We start from the raw sequence: 17095 nt of genomic DNA, 5'->3' as shown, positions 1-17095 counted from the left end.
TTGTGCTGGAAGTACCGGCTTGCACTGTAGTGCCTTAGAATGCCGCGATTCGGCTTCGCCTGGCGCCTACGAATGAATTTAAATCACAGACTTAGGCTGACAAGCGGAACAACAGTGACTATTTCGTGACCATGACGGAACGCTCCGAACATCGCGAACACAGCCTTGCTGCCGCAACCGAGGCGCGCGGTCTCGAAGCGTTGATCTCGCGTGCGGCTCGCGCCGGCAAGGGCGCGGCGCCGGTGGAGCGCTGGAATCCCGACTTTTGCGGCGATCTCGACATGGAGATCAAACAAGACGGAACGTGGTTCTATCTCGGCACGCCGATCGGCCGCATGCCGCTGGTGCAGCTGTTTTCCAGCGTGCTGCGCAAGGACGAGGATGGCAGGACCTATCTGGTGACGCCGGTCGAACGGGTCGGCATCCGCGTCGTGGACGCGCCTTTCATCGCGGTTGAAATGGATGTTTCCGGCGCCGGCGCCGAGCAGACCATCACTTTCCGCACCAATGTCGGCGATGTCGTCGAGGCCGGACCTGGCCATCCGCTGCGCTTCGTCGACGAGAACGAGACCGGCGGCCTGAAGCCCTATGTGCTGGTGCGCGGGAGGCTGGAAGCGCTGGTGGCGCGGCCGGTGATGTACGAACTGGTCGAGCATGGCGAGGAGATCGATATCGGCGGCAAGACGATGTTTGCCGTGCGCTCGAAAGGCGAAATCTATCCGATCATGCCGGCGGAAAAACTGAAGCGGCTGAGCGCATGATGGATCAGGTGAGGCCGCCGCCGTTTTCCACAGCGGATTTTCGCGCGCGGGTCGCGGCGCAAGCTGAAGCCCATGCCGGCGACGATTATGGCGATCATCGCTTCAACCCCGGCCATCCACGGTTGACGCAGCTCAAAGCGCTGCGCGACGCCGCGGTGCTGATCCCGGTCGTCGATCATGGACGCGATGCGACCGTGCTTTTGACCAAGCGGGCGGAAAAACTGCGCAGCCATTCCGGGCAGGTGGCTTTTCCTGGCGGCACCATTGATCCCACCGATGCGACCCCGGAAGCAGCGGCCTTGCGCGAGACCTTCGAGGAGATCGGCCTCGGCCATGACCGCATCNCCCACCGATGCGACCCCGGAAGCAGCGGCCTTGCGCGAGACCTTCGAGGAGATCGGCCTCGGCCATGACCGCATCGAGATCATCGGCCGCATGCCCGATTATGTCGCCGGCAGCGGCTATCGCATCGCGCCGGTGCTGGCGATCGTCGAGCCCGGTTTTACGCTGTCGCTCAATTCCGACGAGGTCGACGCCGCCTTCGAAGTGCCGCTTTCGTTCCTGATGGATCCGGCCAACCACACCAGGGACAGCCGCATGTGGAACGACCTGGAATGGTTCTTCTACGATATGCCCTATGGCGGCCAGCGCATCTGGGGCGTCACCGCCGGCATCATCCGCACGCTCTATGAAAGGCTCTATGCTTGAGTGATCCGATATCGCTGGCGGGCAGAGCCGACTGGCTGGGTGAAAAGCATCTGCAGCGGCTGCTTGCCGTGCTGGCGCAGGGCGGCGAGGAAGCCCGCATCGCGGGCGGCGCGGTGCGCAATGCGCTGATTGGGCAGCCGGTCGCCGATATCGACGTTGCTACCACTTGCCTGCCCGAGGAAACCGTTCGCCGCGCCGAGGCGGCGGGCTTCAAGGCGGTGCCGACCGGCATCGAGCACGGCACGATCACGGTGATTGCCGGCGGCGCGCCCTATGAGGTCACCACGCTGCGCGCCGACATCGAGACCGATGGCCGCCGCGCCAAAGTGTCGTTCGGCCGCGACTGGAAGGCCGACGCCGAACGGCGCGATTTCACCATCAACGCGCTCTATGCGGAGGCTGACGGGACGGTCGTGGACCTGGTCGGCGGCGTCGGCGATATCGAGGCACGAAGGCTGCGCTTCATTGGCGATGCCGAGCAGCGGATCCGCGAAGACTATCTGCGCATCCTGCGTTTCTTCCGCTTTTTCGCCTGGTATGGCGAGGGTCGGCCCGATGCCGAGGGATTGAAGGCCTGCGCCCGGCTCAAGGACGGTCTCGCCCATCTCTCGGCCGAACGCATCTGGTCCGAGCTGAAGAAGTTGTTATCGGCCCCAGATCCGTCGCGCGCCTTGCTGTGGATGCGCCAGGCCGGCGTGCTCACCAGCGCCCTGCCGGAAAGCGAGAAATGGGGCATCGATGCCATTCATGGGCTGACCAAGACAGAGAAGGATCTGGGCTGGGCGCCGGACCCGCTGCTCAGGCTGGAGGCGATCGTGCCGCCCGATGCGGCGCGGATGAAGACACTGGCCGAGCGGCTGAAACTTTCGACCACTGAGGCGGAGCGCCTGCGCCACTGGGCGCTGACGGCTGCCGTCGAGCCCAAGACAAGCGAAGCGGAACTGGCCAAGAAACTCTATTCCGGCGAGCGCCAGGGTTTTCTCGATCGCCTGCGGCTGTCGCTGGCGTCGGCGCGAGCGCGGGCTCTCGAGGACAATGACGCGCTGGTTCAGGCCGGCGGGTTTTCGCGCCTGCTCGCTTTTGCGCTGAAATGGGAAAAACCGGTGTTCCCAGTCAAGGGCGGCGATCTGACGGCGCTTGGCGCGTCGCCGGGGCCAATACTCGGTGCGATCCTGAAAAATCTGGAAAAGGAATGGATCGGGTCCGGCTTTGCGCTCGATCGCGACGCGCTGCTGGAGCGCGCCGCGGAAGCCTTGAAGGCCAGATAGGACTGCTCAGGCCGCGTCGCGAACTTTCTCGATGCGCGAGCGGATCGCCTCGATCATCGTCTCGCGAATGACCGTTTCGCCATGTGTCTCGCGCATATGGTCGACGGCGCGGCGCATGACCTCGGCTTCCTCACCGGCACGCGTGTGCCACTCACAGCCGGGAACCAGCGAGCCGCAATGGAATTCCTTCATGGGATTTTCTCCTTTTCCTCCTTGGAGCCTGTGCCTCTCATGGGCACACGAAGCTCCGCCATCTCTGTTCCGCGCCCTGTCACAGCAGTCGGTTTCGGGGGCGCGCACGGGGGAGTTAGCATAACACGGTTCCACGAGTTTGGTTGCCGTGGGGGCGAAAAAGGCGGAGCAGCGCTGCTCCGCCCCCTCTTGCCAGGCTAAGCCAAGGCGAGAACGTTCGGTCTTGTCCCGATCACTTCTCGATCTTGACGGACTCGGCAACCTTGTTCTTGCCGCTCATGTCCCAGGAAACGCGGACCTTTTCGCCTGCCTTCAGGCCAGGATCCTTGAAGGTCTTGGGCAGCGTAAAGGTCGATCCATCGTCCAGAACGAGGCTCATGGCCGTGCCATCATAGGTCTTAACCGTGCCCGTGGTGTGCTTGACTGCGGCAAAGGCAATCGAGCCGGAAGCGAGAAGGGCAGCGGCGGTTACCGATACAATGAGCTTTCGCATGTAATACTCCTGGAAATGCGGGCATCCGTTTGGAAAATGCTCCGCCTTGTTCAGGGCCGTCCGGTAGCGTCGTGTCGCGGTTCGGGACTGAACCGCCGGCGCTTCCCGGCCCGAAACGACAAATAGTCGTTTTATTTCAATTGCCTATTAGACGAAAAAGATAATGGCGATGCCACATTGGCTGCCCAGATTCGGCGAATGGGACGTCAATGCGGCTCACGTTTCGCTCACCGATTTTTTACGGCCACCTGACCTCCGGCGGCAGGCTGGACAGGATCGAAGCGACATTGCCGCCGGTCTTCAGGCCGAAGATGGTGCCGCGATCGTGAAGAAGGTTGAATTCGACGTAACGGCCGCGGCGAATGAGCTGCTCGTCGCGGTCGTCGTCGGTCCAGTTCTCGTTGAAATGGGCGCGAACCAGGTGTCCGTAGACGACAAGGAAAGAACGCCCGACATCCTGGACGAAGTTCAAATCGGCATTCCAACCGCCTTTCTCCTCCCCCGAATGCAGCCAGTCGAAAAAGATGCCGCCGACGCCGCGCGGCTCGTTGCGGTGCGGCAGATAGAAATACTCGTCGCACCAGGCCTTGAACTTCGGGTGGTCGGCGACCGCGGCATTCTTCTCGCAGGCGAACTGCATGGCTCGATGGAAGGCGACCGTGTCGGGGTGATCTTCCGTGCGGTTGCGGTCGAGCACCGGCGTCAGATCGGCGCCGCCGCCAAACCAGTGGCGCGACGTCACGACCATGCGGGTGTTCATGTGCACGGCCGGCACGTTGGGGTTCCAGGGATGCGCGATCAACGAAATGCCTGATGCCCAGAAGCTCGGGTCTTCCTCGGCGCCGGGCATCTGCTTCCTGAATTCGGGCGAGAATTCGCCATAGACGGTCGAAGTATGGACGCCGACCTTCTCGAAGACGCGGCCGCGCATCATCGACATGGCGCCGCCGCCGCCCTTTCCATTGTCGCGTTCCCACGGCGTCTTCTCGAAGCTGCCGGGCGACCATTCGGCCAGTGGTCCCTGCAGTTCCTGTTCGATCTGCTCGAAGGTTGTGCAAATGCGCTCGCGCAGCGTCTCGAACCAGAGCCTAGCCTTCATTTTCTTCTGTTCGATGTCGGGTGGCAGGCCTGCCGGTATTTCTGGTCGTTCCAAAATGCTGTCTCCGGTCGCGGCCGACAAAGGACCTAGTGGAGTGAATTTGACATTTGCACACAGCGTGGCGCAGGGCACGATGCAAATGTCAAATTCGAAAACTCCACCAGAAACATAAACTTGCTAGCGGTCCTTGTGATTCCAACATTCGCAACGGCGCCTGGGGATTAGGGAGGCGAATGTTGGAATCGGACCACTAGCCTTTTCCGGGCGCGATCCCTAATCTCTTAGGGGCAAGGGTCAAGTGTCATCTGGTTCGGCCCAGGAGTTCTTTCATGCGCACGCCGGCAAGACCGCCGCTGCATGGCCTGAAGAAAAGGCTCGATCGTTCACGCGCCGAGCGCGAGCGCATGCCGCGTGACGGGTTTTTGCGCGAGACCTTCGTCCTGCCGCGCCCGGATGCGCGGCTCAAGGCCAAGGAATGGTTCGAGCGTTTTCCCAAGCAGGCCTACTGGACCGAGATCGAAAGCTGGTTCGAGCGGCCGGGCGACGTAATCGAATTCACCATACGGCGGCTGCCCGCGGCGGATTAGGATTCCACAAGCAGTCGCCTTGCGCCCGGCCCTTGCGCACTCAAGCGATCTTCCCTGTTTCGCAGCGGGCATTTGTCGATCGACATGCAGCCGCAGCCGATGCAGTCGGTAAGGCCGTCGCGCAGCTTCTTTAGCTGAGTGATCTTGCGATCGAGGTCGTCGCGCCAGCCGGTCGACAACAGGTTCCAGTCCTCGCGCGTCGGGGTACGGCCTTCTGGCAGCGATTCAAGTGCGGCGCCGATCTCGGCCAGCGAGATGCCGACCTCCTGGGCGATCCGGATGATCGCCACCCGCCGCAGCACGTCGCGGCCATAGCGCCGCTGGTTGCCCGACGTGCGGTGGCTGCGGATCAGCCCGCGCGCCTCGTAGAAATGCAGCGCCGACACCGCCACGCCGCTGCGCATGGCCAACTGGCCGACCGTCAATTCCTTTACCGGAGCCATCTCGATTTTCCGCTTGACCTCAGCTTAAGTTGAGCTTGTAGCCAGGAAATGTCGATAGGGCAATTGAGGAGAAGGCGATGTGCGCCTGGGTGAGAATGATGCAAGACGCAAGGGCCGTTGGCGATGACGACTACGCGTTGAAGGTTCTAGCCGAGCTGCCGGATGGCTTCACCGGCGACCATGGCGACGGACAGCGCGACGTTGATGCTGCGCGTGCCCGGCTGCATCGGGATCGTCAGCCGCGCATCCGCCGCCTGATGGACAGGATCCGGCACGCCGGCGGATTCGCGGCCGAACAGCAGGATGTCGCCTTGGGCGAAGCTGAAGCCCGAATAGGGGGTCGCGGCTTTGGTGGTGAGCAGCACCAGCCGGCAGGCTTGGCCCTTGCGCCAATCCTCGAAGGCGTTCCAGTCGACATGCCGGGTCAGGGCAGCCATTTCGAGGTAGTCCATCCCGGCGCGCTTGAGCGCTTTGTCGGAGAGCGGAAAGCCGGCTGGTTCGATGATGTCGACGCCAAGGCCGAGGCAGGCGGCGAAGCGCAGGATTGTTCCGGTGTTGCCGGCGATGTCAGGCTGGTAGAGGGCGATGCGGAGACGGTGGTTCATTTCCGCGTCTTTCTAATAAGTGGCAGATCGGCCACAGCGGGTGGCTGGTTTTGGAAATTGCTGGACCTGCGGGTGGCCATTTTCTGCGAAGTCGATTATACCGCAGGCATTGTCAACCCGAACCGATGGAGGGGTATTTCATGATGACCATGCACATCCTGCGCCCCTCCCGTGGGCTTACCTGCCTGCCGGCGGTTTCGGTACGACGATTTACCTGATTTCTTAGATCTGATCGCACCGATTCCCGCCGAACCCAATTTTCGGCTCTTGAAGGAATCCTGCGATGTTTTTCAACCGGTTAAAGGGGCCTAGAGCCCCAGCTGAGCATGTCGCGACCGAGGCCTATCCTCGTGTCCCGACGGATGCAATCCGTGCCTCCGGCCGAATGCCGGCGCACGACATTGCTTCGCCTTTTTATGTCTATTTTCACACGGAGGACGGACCGATGTTCGATCCCTATAAGATACCGGGTTCAAGAAGCCTGCACGAACGCAAGACGGCGACCTGGGCGTTGCTGGTCGGCGAGACCTATTCGTCGGCGGTTCACGCGCAGACGCGCCGGCGTCCGCATCGCGGCATGTTGCCGGATGTCGATTTCTCGCGTGCGGTTCCCGACCACAGCCGGCCGTCGCTGGTGCGCCGGATCATCCGGCTGATCCGGCCGGGCGCGAAAAACCGGACTGGCGGCGGCGTGCCGTCAGCTCAGTCGAAGGCTTCTGTCGGTGAAAAGCCCGCAAGTCCCTATATTGCGCGAAGCAGGACCGATGGCCCGGGTGATTCCGGGCCGTCGGTCCCCGCCGACGTACGGTCTGGGGACGCGGAGCGCCCCGGGGATTTTTCCCGAGCCGCTTGAGCGGACAAAAGTTTTGTGAGCATCACTATGTTTAGCTGGTTTGAAAGAAGGCTCGATCCGTTCCCCGCAGCGGAACCGGTCGAGCCGCCGAAGACGCTGGTTGCCTTCTGCGTGCATTATACGCGCGGCGCCTGGCCATACATCATCATCGACGCGGTGCTGGTGACGGCGATTGCCATCGCGGAAGTGTGGATGTTCGGCTTCATGGGCCACATCGTCGACTGGCTGTCCGGGCAGAACCGCGAAACCTTCCTGCAGACCGAGAGCTGGAAGCTCGCCGGCATGGCCTTCGTCGTGCTGTTCGCGCTGCCAGGTACAGTATGGCTGCATTCTTTGCTCAACCAGCAGACGCTGATGGGCAACTACCCCATGCGCATCCGATGGCAGGTGCATCGTTATCTCTTGAAGCAGTCGATGAGCTTCTACCAGGACGAATTCGCCGGCCGAATCGCCACCAAGCTGATGCAGACGGCACTCGCCGTGCGCGAATGCGTCATCAAGGTGATCGAGGTGCTCAATTACGTAATCGTCTATTTCCTCGGCATGCTGTTCATCGTCGGCTCGGCCGACTTGCGGCTGGCGGCACCTCTCGGCGTCTGGCTGCTCGGCTATATCGGGTTGTTGCGCTATATCATCCCGAAGCTGGGCAAGGTCGGGGAGGCGCAGGCCAATGCGCGCTCGACTATGACCGGCCGCGTCGTTGACAGCTACACCAACATCCAGACGGTCAAGTTGTTTTCCCATGCACGGCGCGAAGCAACGTTCGCCAAAGAAGGCATGGCAGGCTTCCTCGACACGGTCTACCGGTCGATGCGGCTGGTGACGGTGCTTTACGGCCTGCTCTATATCCTCAACGCGCTGCTCCTGTTTTCGGTGACGGCGACGGCGCTGTGGCTGTGGCTCGGCCAGGCGGTGACGATCGGCGCCGTCGCCGTGGTCATCGGCCTCGTGCTCCGTATGTGGGGCATGTCGCAGTGGATCATGTGGGAAATGTCGAGCCTGTTCGAGAACATCGGCACGGTGCAAGACGGCATCGCCTCGATCTCGCTGCCGCGCCTGGTCGAAGACCGGCCGGGGGCGAAGGACATTGCCGTCACCAAGGGCGAGATCCGCTTCGACGACATTCGTTTCCACTATGGCAAGCAGAAGGGCGTCATCGAGAACCTGTCGCTCACGGTGAAGCCCGGCGAGAAAGTCGGCATTGTCGGGCGCTCGGGCGCGGGCAAGTCGACGCTGGTCAATCTCCTGTTGCGGTTCTACGACCTCGAGAACGGCCGGATCCTGATCGACGGCCAGGAGATCGCTTCGGTGACGCAGGATTCGCTGCGCGCGCAGATCGGCATGGTGACGCAGGACACTTCGCTGCTGCATCGTTCCGTGCGCGACAACATCCTTTACGGGCGGCCCGATGCGACGGAGGAAATGGTTGTCGAGGCAGCCGGGCGGGCCGAGGCGCTGGAGTTTATCGGCAGGCTTTCGGATCACACCGGACGTAAAGGGCTCGACGCTCATGTCGGCGACCGCGGCGTCAAATTGTCCGGCGGCCAGCGGCAACGCATCGCCATTGCTCGCGTTATGTTGAAGGACGCACCGATACTTATCCTTGACGAAGCGACGTCGGCGCTGGATTCCGAAGCCGAGGCCGCCATCCAGGAGAATCTCTACAAGCTCATGCAAGGCAAGACCGTCATCGCCATTGCGCACCGGCTGTCGACCATCGCGGCGATGGACAGGCTCGTCGTCCTCGACAAGGGCCGTGTCATCGAGGAGGGGTCGCACGAGGAACTCGTCGCCAGCGGCGGGCTCTACGCGCAGCTCTGGCAGCGCCAGTCGGGCGGGTTCCTGCTCGATGACGGTCCGGTCGATGCCGCCAATGACGCTGTTGCCAACGACATCGGCGTGAAGGGTGAAGCCGCAGAGTGATGACGTCAGCATGATGACAGCCGTCTATCGCTGGTTCGAGGACTGGGTCTATCCGTTCAGGGAGCCGGCGGACCTTCGGCCACCGCCAAGCGTCGGCGGCTTCCTCTGGCACTATGTCGGCCAGGCGAAGTTCGCCTTCTTCGCCATGCTGGTCATCGGCGGCATCGCGCCGCTGATCGAGGCCGGGCTTTTCTACTTCGTCGGGCGGCTGGTCGATATTCTCGACCAGCTTCCTGGCGAGCGCAGCTGGCACGCGCTGTGGACCGCCGCCGGGCCTGAGCTTGTTTTCATGATCGCAGTGGTGCTGGTCATCCGCACCGTCGTCGTCGGCCTGTCGGCGCTGGTCAACGAACAGACGATCACGCCGGGCTTCTACAATCTGGTGCGCTGGCAGGCACACCGGCATGTGTCGCGGCAGTCCTACACTTTCTTCCAGAACGATTTCGCCGGCCGTATCGCGACAAAAGTCTGGCAGGCGGGGCAGGCGACCGGCGACCTGATGGAGAGCTTCATCGAGGTCATCTGGTTCATGCTCATCTATACGGTGACGACCTTGGCGCTGGTCGCCGGGCTGGATCTGCGCCTGGCCGTGCTGGTGGTGATCTGGATCCTCGCTTTCGCCTGGCTGGCCAAGCTCTATCTGCCCTCGATCCGCAGGCATGCCGAGGCGACGGCTGAAGCTGGCTCGATGATCAATGGGCGCATCATCGATTCCTATTCCAACGTGCAGACGCTGAAGCTGTTCTCGGCCGACGGCGACGACCGCTACATCAAGAACGGCTTCGACATCTATCTCGATGCACTACGGCCCTTCACCCGCCGGCTGACCGGCGTGCGAATGGCGCTGACGACGCTGTCGGGCATCATGATCACCGCGATTGGCTGCTTTGCCGTCTATCTCTGGGTCGAAGGGTCGATCACTGTCGGCGCCGTCGCCTTCACGCTGTCCCTGGTGCTACGGCTCAACATGCTGCTCGGGCGCGTGATGATGCAGCTCAACGGCATTTTGCGAAACCTCGGCGTGCTGGAAAACTCCAAGGCGCTGATCTCGCAGCCGCTTGGCCTTGTCGATGCGCCCGATGCGAAGGAGCTTGTCGTCGTCGGCGGCCGCATCGAGGTGAAGAATGTCGAGTTCCACTACGGCAAGGGGTTTGGCGTGCTGAACGGCATCGATCTCGTCGTCAAGCCTGGCGAGAAGGTCGGGCTGGTCGGGCCGTCCGGTGCGGGCAAGACGACGCTCGCCAACCTCATCCTGCGCCTCTACGACCTCGAGAGTGGGAAAGTCCTGATCGACGGGCAAGACGTCGCCGAGGTGACGCAGAACTCGCTGCGCGCCAATATCGGCGTGGTCAGCCAGGACACGGCGCTGTTCCACCGCTCGCTGCGCGACAACATCAAGCTCGGCATGCCGGATGCAAATGACGCCGAGGTGATCGCGGCGGCGAAGAAGGCCGAGGCGCACGAGTTCATATTGGGCCTGCGCGACAACCGGGACCGTACCGGCTACGAGGCTTTTGTCGGCGAGCGCGGCGTGAAACTGTCGGGCGGCCAGCGCCAGCGCGTCGCGATCGCCCGCGTCTTCCTCAAGGATGCGCCGATCCTGATCCTCGACGAGGCGACCTCGGCGCTCGATTCCGACATCGAGGCGGCGATCCAGGAGAATCTGGCCAGGCTGATGGAGAACAAGACGGTCATCGCCATAGCGCACCGGCTGTCGACCATCGCCGCGCTCGACCGTCTTGTGGTGCTGGACGGAGGCCGCATCGTCGAACAGGGCACGCATGACGAGCTGGTGGCGCTCGACGGGCTCTATGCGCGGCTGTGGAAGCGGCAGTCCGGCGGCTTCCTCTACCACGAGGAAAGCGTGCTGGAAGAGACACGGCCGGCGGAGTAGGGCATGGCAGCGTCGCCTGATGTCGGCTACGTCCTCAAGCGGCTGCGGCCAACCGCGCCGGCCTTCGACGCGCTGAAGGAGGAGAGCCGGCTGGAGGGCTACTGGATGCTGGTGCGTCTGGCGGATGGCTGGGCAGGCGGCCGCAACAAGTTCCTGAAACGAGGCGAGGCGCTGTTTGGCGCATGGCATGGCCGAGAACTCGCTGGTGTGTGCGGGTTGAACGTCGATCCTTATTTCGAAGGCCGGGACCACGGCCGGGTCAGGCACCTGTTCGTCAGCGCGCGTCACCGCCGCAGCGGCATTGGCCGCATGCTGGTCGAGACCGTCATTGACAGGGCACGTCATCATTTTGCCGTGCTGAACACCCGCGCGCCACAAGAAGCCTTTGGGTTCTATGAACGGCTTGGCTTCCAGCCGGTGGTGGGCGAAGAATTCGTCACGCACCGCATGATGCTCTCTCAAGACAGAAAAGGAGGCTGAGATGTCACTGCGTCCGCCATCCCTAGGCGCCTCGGCTGCCGAAGCCGCGTTCGACGCCCTCGGCCATGAGATACTGGCTGAAAAGGCCGCAGCGCTCGGCCGTGCCGGCCAACGGGTCGAGGAAACGCTGGCCAAGCTCCGTCAGAACAACGACGACGAGGAGCAGCGACCGCGGCTGCTCAAGGAGGCTGCCGCAGCGGTGCACGCCTATTTCATCCAGCGCGAACTCTGCGGCCTGCGCCGGCATGAGTCGGTCATCCGCGAATACGATATCCCAAGGGCCGTGCTGGTCAGGCTCGGTGCAAGCTAGAGGTCACCAGCCGGCAACAATCATTCCAGCCATTCGGTGATGAAGCTGCCGTTTTCGTGGATGTCGGTCGTTTCGAGCGGGCCTGGGCCAAGATTGGTGAATTTGTGCGGCGTATCGGGCGGCACGATCAGGATTTGGCCGGCCGTGGCCTCTATCTGCTGGTCGCCGATCGTGAACAGGCCGGTGCCTTGCCGGATGATGAAGATTTCACAATAGGGATGCGTGTGCAGGCGCGGGCCGCCGCCAATCTCTTCCTGATAGTTGAAAATCAGGCAGGAGTTGGAGTCGTAGGCGCCGCATTGCAGTTCGCCCTGCCAGCGGCCGGGCGTCCTGGTCCAGGTCTCGCGGTCGATAATATGTGCCATAGCCTCTAACCCTTCGTCGGTATCCAGGGGTTGAAAAGCTTCACGCCGGTGCCTTCAAAATCCTTGGTGTTGCGGGTCACGACAGTCAAGTTTTTGACGAGCGCGGTAGCGGCTATGAGGGCGTCGCGCTCCGGCTTTGGATCGGGAACGTGGAGGTTTGCGCAACGCACGACAACAGCCGTGTCTATGCTCAATATCCGGTCGTCAAACTGTGGAATGAGTGTCTGATCCAACCATTCACGGTACATGGTGGCCTGGCGAGTATCCTTCCTCGACAAGAGCAATGTTCCGATTTCGAGTTCCAGGATCGAAATGACCGACATGAAAAAGCTGGCGATGTCGTGGGTCTCTGACCAGGCCAAAACGTTGCGATCGGCCTTGTCCCGACGACGCAGATTCGAAACGACATTGGTGTCAAGAATGAACATCAGTCGAGTTCGGGAATCTTGAAAAACGGTCCTTCCAGGCGAGGTGGTTCCCAATCGAAATCTGCTTCGGGGCGATCATCGGCAATCGCGTCCGCGAGGCTTCTCGGCTTCTTCTCTAAACGCTGATATTCCTCCATCGACATCAGCACATGGGAGGGCTTGCCGCGGTCGGTAATGATGACCGGCCCGTTCTTGGCTGCCCGTTTGGCATGCGCCGTGTCCTGGTTGAATTCACGGCTCGACATGATGGTTATCGTCTTCGTCGAGATATTCATATCAACACCTCCATCCGGAAGATGTAGACATATTGCTACATTCGGCCAAGCTCGTCAAATTTCTCTTCGTGCGGAACGCCCGCGACAATCTGCCCTTGTGGCCTCAGCCCGCTGGACAAAAACGGGCTTCACGCATAAACCGAAATCCAAATGCCGGAGGAATTCGCTAGCTTGTTCGCCATGCGCTGTCGGGCCGGCGCGATGGAGCGGGGACAAAGCTCGGCCGCCGGCTCGGAAGAGGCGAAAGGATCAGGCACCCGTGAGCGCAACCGACACCCAGGATCCCAACCGTCGTGATTTTCTCTACGTCGCCACCGGCATGGCCGCAGTCGTTGGCGCAGGCGCCGTTGCCTGGCCGTTCATCGACCAGATGCGCCCCGATGCCTCGACGCTGGCGCTGGCCTCGGTCGAGGTCGACGTCGCCTCGCTGACGCCTGGCATGTCGCTGATCGTCAAATGGCGCGGCAAGCCGGTCGTGGTGCGCAATCGCACCGAGCAGGAGATGAAGGACGGCGAGGCCGTGAACCTTGCCGACCTCAAGGATCCTATTGCCCGCAACGCCAATCTGCCCGCCGATGCGCCGGCGACCGACGCCAACCGCACCACGCCCGGCAAGGAAGCCTGGATGGTGATGGTGCAGGTCTGCACGCATCTGGGGTGCATTCCGCTTGGCCAGGAAGGCGATTTCGGCGGCTGGTTCTGCCCGTGCCACGGTTCGGTGTACGATACCGCCGGCCGCATCCGCAAAGGCCCGGCGCCGGAAAACATGGCCGTGCCGGTATTCAAGTTCATTTCCGATACCAAAATCCTTATCGGTTGAGGCAGGGGATATTTCGATGAGCGAGGGACACTCGACCTATACGCCCAAGACCGGTATCGAACGCTGGTTCGACGCCCGCATGCCGCTGCCGCGCATGATCTATGACAGCTTCATCGCTTATCCGGTGCCGCGCAACCTCAACTATGCGTGGACCTTCGGCGGCATCCTCACGATCATGCTGGTGGCGCAGATCCTGACCGGTATCGTGCTCGCCATGCACTATACCGCCGACACCAATCTCGCCTTCAATTCGGTCGAGAAAATCATGCGCGACGTCAATTCGGGCTGGCTGTTGCGCTACATGCATTCCAACGGCGCCTCGTTCTTCTTCGTCGCCGTCTACATCCACATCTTCCGCGGGCTTTATTACGGCTCCTACAAGGCGCCGCGCGAGCTGCTGTGGATCCTCGGCTGCATCATCTATCTGCTGATGATGGCGACCGGCTTCATGGGCTATGTGCTGCCCTGGGGTCAGATGAGCTTCTGGGGCGCCACCGTCATCACCGGCTTCTTCAGCGCCATTCCGCTGGTCGGCAACTGGATCCAGGAACTGCTGCTCGGCGGTTTCGCCGTCGACAACCCGACGCTCAACCGCTTCTTTGCGCTGCACTATTTGCTGCCGTTCATGATCGCCGGCGTCGTCGTGCTGCACGTCTGGGCGCTCCACGTGGTCGGCCAGTCGAACCCGACCGGCATCGAGGTGAAATCGAAGACCGACACCGTTGCCTTTACGCCCTATGCGACCATCAAGGATGCATTCGGCATGATCGTGTTCCTGTTCTTCTTCGCCTATTTCGTCTTCTACCTGCCGAACTTTCTCGGCCATCCGGACAATTACACGATCGCCAACCCGCTGAAGACGCCGGCCCACATCGTGCCGGAATGGTACTTCCTGCCGTTCTACGCGATCCTGCGCGCGATCACCTTCAACATCGGGCCGATCAACTCCAAGCTCGGTGGCGTGCTGTGCATGTTCGGCGCCATCGTCATGCTGTTCCTGGTGCCGTGGCTCGACACCTCCAAGGTGCGCTCGGCGGTCTACCGGCCCTGGTACAAGCTGTTCTTCTGGCTGTTCGTCGCCGACGCTGTCCTGCTTGGCTGGCTTGGCTCGCAGCCGGCGGAAGGCGGCGGTCTGTTGACCCTCCTGATAGGTGAGGTCTCGGGCAACTACGTTGGCTACGCTCAAGCGGCGACACTGTTCTACTTCGCCTTCTTCCTCGTCATCCTGCCGGTGCTTGGCCTGATCGAGACGCCACGCAGACTGCCGAATTCGATCACCGAGGCGGTGCTGGAGAAGAACAAGGGTGCCGGAGGGGGACATCCGGCCGGTGCGACGGCGGCGCCGGAAACCAAAGGCTGAGTGAGAATCTAAGGGGATTTGGCATGAAAAAGATTCTCACCTCGCTCGCCCTGCTAGGCGTGTTTGCCGCTGGCATCGGAGCCGTCGGCAGTATGGCGATCGCCGCTGAAGAGGCGCACAACGCGGCGGCACCGACGCATTTCCCGATCCACGAGCCGAAGGAGATGGACTGGACTTTTGCCGGTCCGTTCGGCACCTACGACAAGGCGCAGCTGCAGCGTGGCTTGAAGGTCTACAAGGAAGTCTGCTCGGCCTGCCACTCGATGAATTTGGTGGCGTTCCGCACGCTGGAGGACCTCGGCTATTCGGAAGCGCAGATCAAGTCGCTGTCGGCTGAGTACACCATCCATGATGGACCCAACGATGCCGGCGACATGTTCGACCGCCCGGGCAAGCCGTCCGACCATTTCCCGGCGCCGTTCGCCAATGAGGAGGCGGCTGCCGCTTCCAACGGCGGCGCTGCCCCACCGGATATGTCGCTGCTGGCCAAGGCGCGCGGCGTCGAGCGCGGCTTCCCGCGTTTCGTCTTCGACATCTTCACGCAATATGCGCAGGGCGGCCCGGACTACATCCATTCTCTGCTGACAGGCTACGACGAGACGCCACCTGCCGGCATGGTGATCCCCGAAGGCACCCACTACAATCCATACTTCATGTCCGGCGTGTCGCTGAAGATGCCTAAGCCGCTCTCCGACGGCCAGGTGACCTACGATGACGGTTCGCCGCAGACGATCGACCAGTATTCGCGCGACGTCTCGGCGTTCCTGATGTGGGCGGCCGAGCCGCATATGGAAGACCGCAAGAAGACCGGCTTCCGCGTTCTGGTGTTTCTGCTTCTGTTCGGCGCGCTGATGTATCTGACCAAGCGCAAGGTATGGGAAGGCGTGGCGCACTAAGCCGCATCTTATTCCTCGGAAATGGAAAGGGCGTCTTCGGACGCCCTTTTTGCTTGCCAAACCGGACATGGTTCGCATCTTGGCGCAGCAGCCGTCCAGTAAGAAGTCCGTTGGCACGGCGCCATGCGATTGGTATTGCACGCGCGCCCGGCGGATCGCCGGCTAGAGGGGCATTTGGATCGATGATGCGGCTACGCGACTGTCACAACTTTTCCGATTTCCGGCGCATGGCCCAGCAGCGGTTGCCGGGCCCAATCTTCAACTACATCGATGGCGCGGCCGACGACGAGGTCACCTATCGCCGCAACACCGAGAGTTTCGAGCGCTGCGACCTCGTTCCCAACGTGCTGCGCGGGGTAAGCGAGATCGACATGTCGGTGACGGTGATGGGCCAGAAGCTGGCCATGCCCGTCTATTGCTCGCCGACCGCCTTGCAGCGGCTGTTCCATCATCAAGGCGAGCGCGCGGTGGCCAAGGCTTCGGCCAAATTCGGCACGATGTTCGGCGTGTCCTCGCTCGGCACTGTCAGTCTTGAGGAAGCGCGCAAGATCAGCAGCAGCCCGCAGGTCTACCAGTTCTATTTCCACCGGGATCGCGGCCTCAACCGGGCGATGATGCAGCGGGCGAAAGCGGTTGGAGTCGAAGTGATGATGCTGACCGTCGACAGCATCACCGGAGGCAACCGCGAGCGCGACAAGCGCACCGGCTTTGCCATCCCCTTCAAGCTCAACCTTGCCGGCATGCTGCAGTTCGCGCTGAAGCCGGGCTGGGCGATCAACTATTTCACCCATGAGGGGTTCAAGCTGCCGCAGCTCGACGAGCATGTCGACATGGGCGGCGGCACGATGTCGATCAGCCGCTACTTCACCGAGATGCTCGATCCGTCGATGACCTGGGACGATGTTGCCGAGATGGTCAGACTGTGGGGAGGTCCGTTCTGTCTCAAGGGCGTCATGTCCGTGGAGGATGCCAAGCGCGCCGTCGAGATCGGCTGCAGCGGCATTGTGCTGTCCAACCATGGCGGCCGGCAGCTGGACGGCTCGCGGGCGGCGTTCGACCAACTGGCCGAGATCGTCGATGCCGTCGGCGACAGAATAGACGTCATCATGGATGGCGGCGTGCAGCGCGGCACCCATGTGCTGAAGGCGCTGTCGCTCGGCGCCAAGGCTGTTGGCGTCGGCCGCTATTATCTGTTCCCACTAGCGGCGGCCGGCCAGCCGGGCGTAGAGCAGGCGCTGGAGCAGATGCGGGTCGAGATCGAGCGCGGCATGAAGCTGATGGGCTGCAGTTCGATCGAACAATTGTCGCGCAACAACCTCCGTTTCAGGTAATCTC

The 17095-nt window shown here is 62.1% G+C and carries 20 protein-coding genes and 1 pseudogene; 13 read left to right on the top strand and 8 right to left on the bottom strand.

The window, feature by feature from the left end:
- Positions 1–131 precede the first annotated feature (131 nt).
- From X727_RS162245 to X727_RS162250, 3 genes and pseudogenes are all read left to right on the top strand, one after another.
- Positions 132–761 carry a DUF1285 domain-containing protein gene (locus tag X727_RS162245; protein ID WP_023670010.1) on the top strand — a complete coding sequence of 210 codons (630 nt, stop codon included), beginning with the start codon at positions 132–134 and terminating at the stop codon, positions 759–761.
- A pseudogene (locus X727_RS01000000164350) lies at positions 761–1469 on the top strand (CoA pyrophosphatase). The gene X727_RS162245 and the pseudogene X727_RS01000000164350 overlap by 1 nt, the downstream one beginning before the upstream one ends.
- Positions 1466–2737, top strand: a complete 1272-nt coding sequence (locus tag X727_RS162250) for a CCA tRNA nucleotidyltransferase (protein WP_031203840.1) — start codon at positions 1466–1468, stop codon at positions 2735–2737. The pseudogene X727_RS01000000164350 and the gene X727_RS162250 overlap by 4 nt, the downstream one beginning before the upstream one ends.
- Positions 2738–2743: 6 nt before the next feature.
- Here the strand turns inward: X727_RS162250 and X727_RS162255 are convergent, their stop codons facing one another.
- The 3 genes from X727_RS162255 to hemF form a co-directional block, all read right to left on the bottom strand.
- Positions 2744–2929 carry a DUF1059 domain-containing protein gene (locus tag X727_RS162255; RefSeq protein WP_023670013.1) on the bottom strand — a complete coding sequence of 62 codons (186 nt, stop codon included), beginning with the start codon at positions 2927–2929 and terminating at the stop codon, positions 2744–2746.
- Positions 2930–3161: 232 nt separating this feature from the next.
- Complete coding sequence (locus tag X727_RS162260; RefSeq protein ID WP_023737803.1) at positions 3162–3422, bottom strand: DUF1344 domain-containing protein; 261 nt, start codon at positions 3420–3422, stop codon at positions 3162–3164.
- A gap of 238 nt (positions 3423–3660) precedes the next feature.
- Entirely contained in the window at positions 3661–4575 is a 915-nt protein-coding gene (gene hemF / locus X727_RS162265) for an oxygen-dependent coproporphyrinogen oxidase (protein ID WP_023686143.1), read from the bottom strand.
- A gap of 275 nt (positions 4576–4850) precedes the next feature.
- Here hemF and X727_RS162270 point away from each other — a divergent pair, with 275 nt between their 5' ends.
- Positions 4851–5108: a hypothetical protein gene (locus X727_RS162270; RefSeq protein WP_023683688.1), complete on the top strand. Its 258-nt coding sequence runs from the start codon at positions 4851–4853 to the stop codon at positions 5106–5108.
- On the opposite strand, the gene soxR is transcribed toward X727_RS162270, so the two are convergent.
- Both soxR and X727_RS162280 read right to left on the bottom strand, forming a co-directional pair.
- Positions 5105–5551 (bottom strand): redox-sensitive transcriptional activator SoxR, encoded by a 447-nt coding sequence (soxR, locus tag X727_RS162275; RefSeq protein ID WP_023691595.1) that lies wholly within the window; start codon positions 5549–5551, stop codon positions 5105–5107. The genes X727_RS162270 and soxR overlap by 4 nt on opposite strands.
- Positions 5552–5697: 146 nt before the next feature.
- Positions 5698–6156, bottom strand: coding sequence for a tRNA (cytidine(34)-2'-O)-methyltransferase (locus tag X727_RS162280; protein ID WP_023833527.1), 459 nt, complete (start codon positions 6154–6156; stop codon positions 5698–5700).
- Positions 6157–6601: 445 nt separating this feature from the next.
- On the opposite strand from X727_RS162280, the gene X727_RS0133195 reads away from it, so the two are divergent.
- Genes X727_RS0133195 through X727_RS162300 form a run of 5 tightly spaced genes read left to right on the top strand, consistent with a single transcriptional unit; the run spans position 6602 to position 11616 of the window.
- Positions 6602–7009: a hypothetical protein gene (locus tag X727_RS0133195; protein ID WP_023670019.1), complete on the top strand. Its 408-nt coding sequence runs from the start codon at positions 6602–6604 to the stop codon at positions 7007–7009.
- A gap of 27 nt (positions 7010–7036) precedes the next feature.
- Complete coding sequence (locus tag X727_RS162285; protein ID WP_023833526.1) at positions 7037–8932, top strand: ABC transporter ATP-binding protein; 1896 nt, start codon at positions 7037–7039, stop codon at positions 8930–8932.
- 10 nt (positions 8933–8942) lie between these two features.
- The gene (locus X727_RS162290) at positions 8943–10826 is read left to right on the top strand and encodes an ABC transporter ATP-binding protein (RefSeq protein ID WP_023833525.1); all 1884 of its coding nucleotides are present in this window, start codon (positions 8943–8945) and stop codon (positions 10824–10826) included.
- 3 nt (positions 10827–10829) lie between these two features.
- Positions 10830–11306, top strand: a complete 477-nt coding sequence (locus tag X727_RS162295; protein WP_023833524.1) for a GNAT family N-acetyltransferase — start codon at positions 10830–10832, stop codon at positions 11304–11306.
- A gap of 1 nt (position 11307) precedes the next feature.
- Positions 11308–11616 carry a DUF6665 family protein gene (locus tag X727_RS162300; RefSeq protein WP_023683695.1) on the top strand — a complete coding sequence of 103 codons (309 nt, stop codon included), beginning with the start codon at positions 11308–11310 and terminating at the stop codon, positions 11614–11616.
- A gap of 20 nt (positions 11617–11636) precedes the next feature.
- On the opposite strand, the gene X727_RS162305 is transcribed toward X727_RS162300, so the two are convergent.
- The 3 genes from X727_RS162305 to X727_RS162315 are packed head-to-tail and all read right to left on the bottom strand — an operon-like array spanning position 11637 to position 12684.
- Positions 11637–11981 carry a cupin domain-containing protein gene (locus X727_RS162305; protein ID WP_023683696.1) on the bottom strand — a complete coding sequence of 115 codons (345 nt, stop codon included), beginning with the start codon at positions 11979–11981 and terminating at the stop codon, positions 11637–11639.
- A gap of 5 nt (positions 11982–11986) precedes the next feature.
- Positions 11987–12409, bottom strand: a complete 423-nt coding sequence (locus tag X727_RS162310) for a type II toxin-antitoxin system VapC family toxin (protein WP_023670025.1) — start codon at positions 12407–12409, stop codon at positions 11987–11989.
- Positions 12409–12684: a type II toxin-antitoxin system Phd/YefM family antitoxin gene (locus X727_RS162315; protein WP_023701566.1), complete on the bottom strand. Its 276-nt coding sequence runs from the start codon at positions 12682–12684 to the stop codon at positions 12409–12411. Before X727_RS162315 ends, X727_RS162310 begins: the two co-directional genes overlap by 1 nt.
- A 259-nt stretch (positions 12685–12943) precedes the next feature.
- On the opposite strand from X727_RS162315, the gene petA reads away from it, so the two are divergent.
- The 4 genes from petA (at position 12944) to X727_RS162335 (ending at position 17091) form a co-directional block, all read left to right on the top strand.
- A complete protein-coding gene (gene petA / locus X727_RS162320; RefSeq protein WP_023670027.1) occupies positions 12944–13504 on the top strand; it encodes a ubiquinol-cytochrome c reductase iron-sulfur subunit in 561 nt (186 codons plus the stop codon).
- Positions 13505–13520: 16 nt separating this feature from the next.
- Positions 13521–14864, top strand: coding sequence for a cytochrome b N-terminal domain-containing protein (locus tag X727_RS162325; protein WP_023683697.1), 1344 nt, complete (start codon positions 13521–13523; stop codon positions 14862–14864).
- Positions 14865–14887: 23 nt separating this feature from the next.
- Positions 14888–15760 (top strand): cytochrome c1, encoded by an 873-nt coding sequence (locus X727_RS162330; protein WP_023833523.1) that lies wholly within the window; start codon positions 14888–14890, stop codon positions 15758–15760.
- Between the two features lie 185 nt (positions 15761–15945).
- Entirely contained in the window at positions 15946–17091 is a 1146-nt protein-coding gene (locus X727_RS162335; RefSeq protein WP_023833522.1) for an alpha-hydroxy acid oxidase, read from the top strand.
- Positions 17092–17095: the final 4 nt, after the last annotated feature.

Origin of the sequence: Mesorhizobium sp. L103C105A0 (assembly GCF_000502215.1) — a bacterium.
In the GTDB taxonomy this organism is placed as follows: domain Bacteria; phylum Pseudomonadota; class Alphaproteobacteria; order Rhizobiales; family Rhizobiaceae; genus Mesorhizobium.
The sequence above is the reverse complement of the archived record's forward strand: the minus strand, read 5'-3'. Positions and strand labels throughout refer to the sequence as shown.

What these genes read in the sequence shown, in the direction of transcription:
- X727_RS162260 (WP_023737803.1), bottom strand. Translation starts at nt 3,422, where the DNA reads ATGCGAAAGCTCATTGTATCGGTAACCGCCGCTGCCCTTCTCGCTTCC.
- X727_RS0133195 (WP_023670019.1), top strand. Translation starts at nt 6,602, where the DNA reads ATGTTCGATCCCTATAAGATACCGGGTTCAAGAAGCCTGCACGAACGC.
- X727_RS162300 (WP_023683695.1), top strand. Translation starts at nt 11,308, where the DNA reads ATGTCACTGCGTCCGCCATCCCTAGGCGCCTCGGCTGCCGAAGCCGCG.
- X727_RS162325 (WP_023683697.1), top strand. Translation starts at nt 13,521, where the DNA reads ATGAGCGAGGGACACTCGACCTATACGCCCAAGACCGGTATCGAACGC.
- X727_RS162330 (WP_023833523.1), top strand. Translation starts at nt 14,888, where the DNA reads ATGAAAAAGATTCTCACCTCGCTCGCCCTGCTAGGCGTGTTTGCCGCT.
- X727_RS162270 (WP_023683688.1), top strand. Translation starts at nt 4,851, where the DNA reads ATGCGCACGCCGGCAAGACCGCCGCTGCATGGCCTGAAGAAAAGGCTC.
- X727_RS162295 (WP_023833524.1), top strand. Translation starts at nt 10,830, where the DNA reads ATGGCAGCGTCGCCTGATGTCGGCTACGTCCTCAAGCGGCTGCGGCCA.
- X727_RS162305 (WP_023683696.1), bottom strand. Translation starts at nt 11,981, where the DNA reads ATGGCACATATTATCGACCGCGAGACCTGGACCAGGACGCCCGGCCGC.
- X727_RS162310 (WP_023670025.1), bottom strand. Translation starts at nt 12,409, where the DNA reads ATGTTCATTCTTGACACCAATGTCGTTTCGAATCTGCGTCGTCGGGAC.
- X727_RS162285 (WP_023833526.1), top strand. Translation starts at nt 7,037, where the DNA reads ATGTTTAGCTGGTTTGAAAGAAGGCTCGATCCGTTCCCCGCAGCGGAA.
- X727_RS162280 (WP_023833527.1), bottom strand. Translation starts at nt 6,156, where the DNA reads ATGAACCACCGTCTCCGCATCGCCCTCTACCAGCCTGACATCGCCGGC.
- soxR (WP_023691595.1), bottom strand. Translation starts at nt 5,551, where the DNA reads ATGGCTCCGGTAAAGGAATTGACGGTCGGCCAGTTGGCCATGCGCAGC.
- X727_RS162290 (WP_023833525.1), top strand. Translation starts at nt 8,943, where the DNA reads ATGATGACAGCCGTCTATCGCTGGTTCGAGGACTGGGTCTATCCGTTC.
- X727_RS162315 (WP_023701566.1), bottom strand. Translation starts at nt 12,684, where the DNA reads ATGAATATCTCGACGAAGACGATAACCATCATGTCGAGCCGTGAATTC.
- X727_RS162245 (WP_023670010.1), top strand. Translation starts at nt 132, where the DNA reads ATGACGGAACGCTCCGAACATCGCGAACACAGCCTTGCTGCCGCAACC.
- X727_RS162255 (WP_023670013.1), bottom strand. Translation starts at nt 2,929, where the DNA reads ATGAAGGAATTCCATTGCGGCTCGCTGGTTCCCGGCTGTGAGTGGCAC.
- X727_RS162335 (WP_023833522.1), top strand. Translation starts at nt 15,946, where the DNA reads ATGCGGCTACGCGACTGTCACAACTTTTCCGATTTCCGGCGCATGGCC.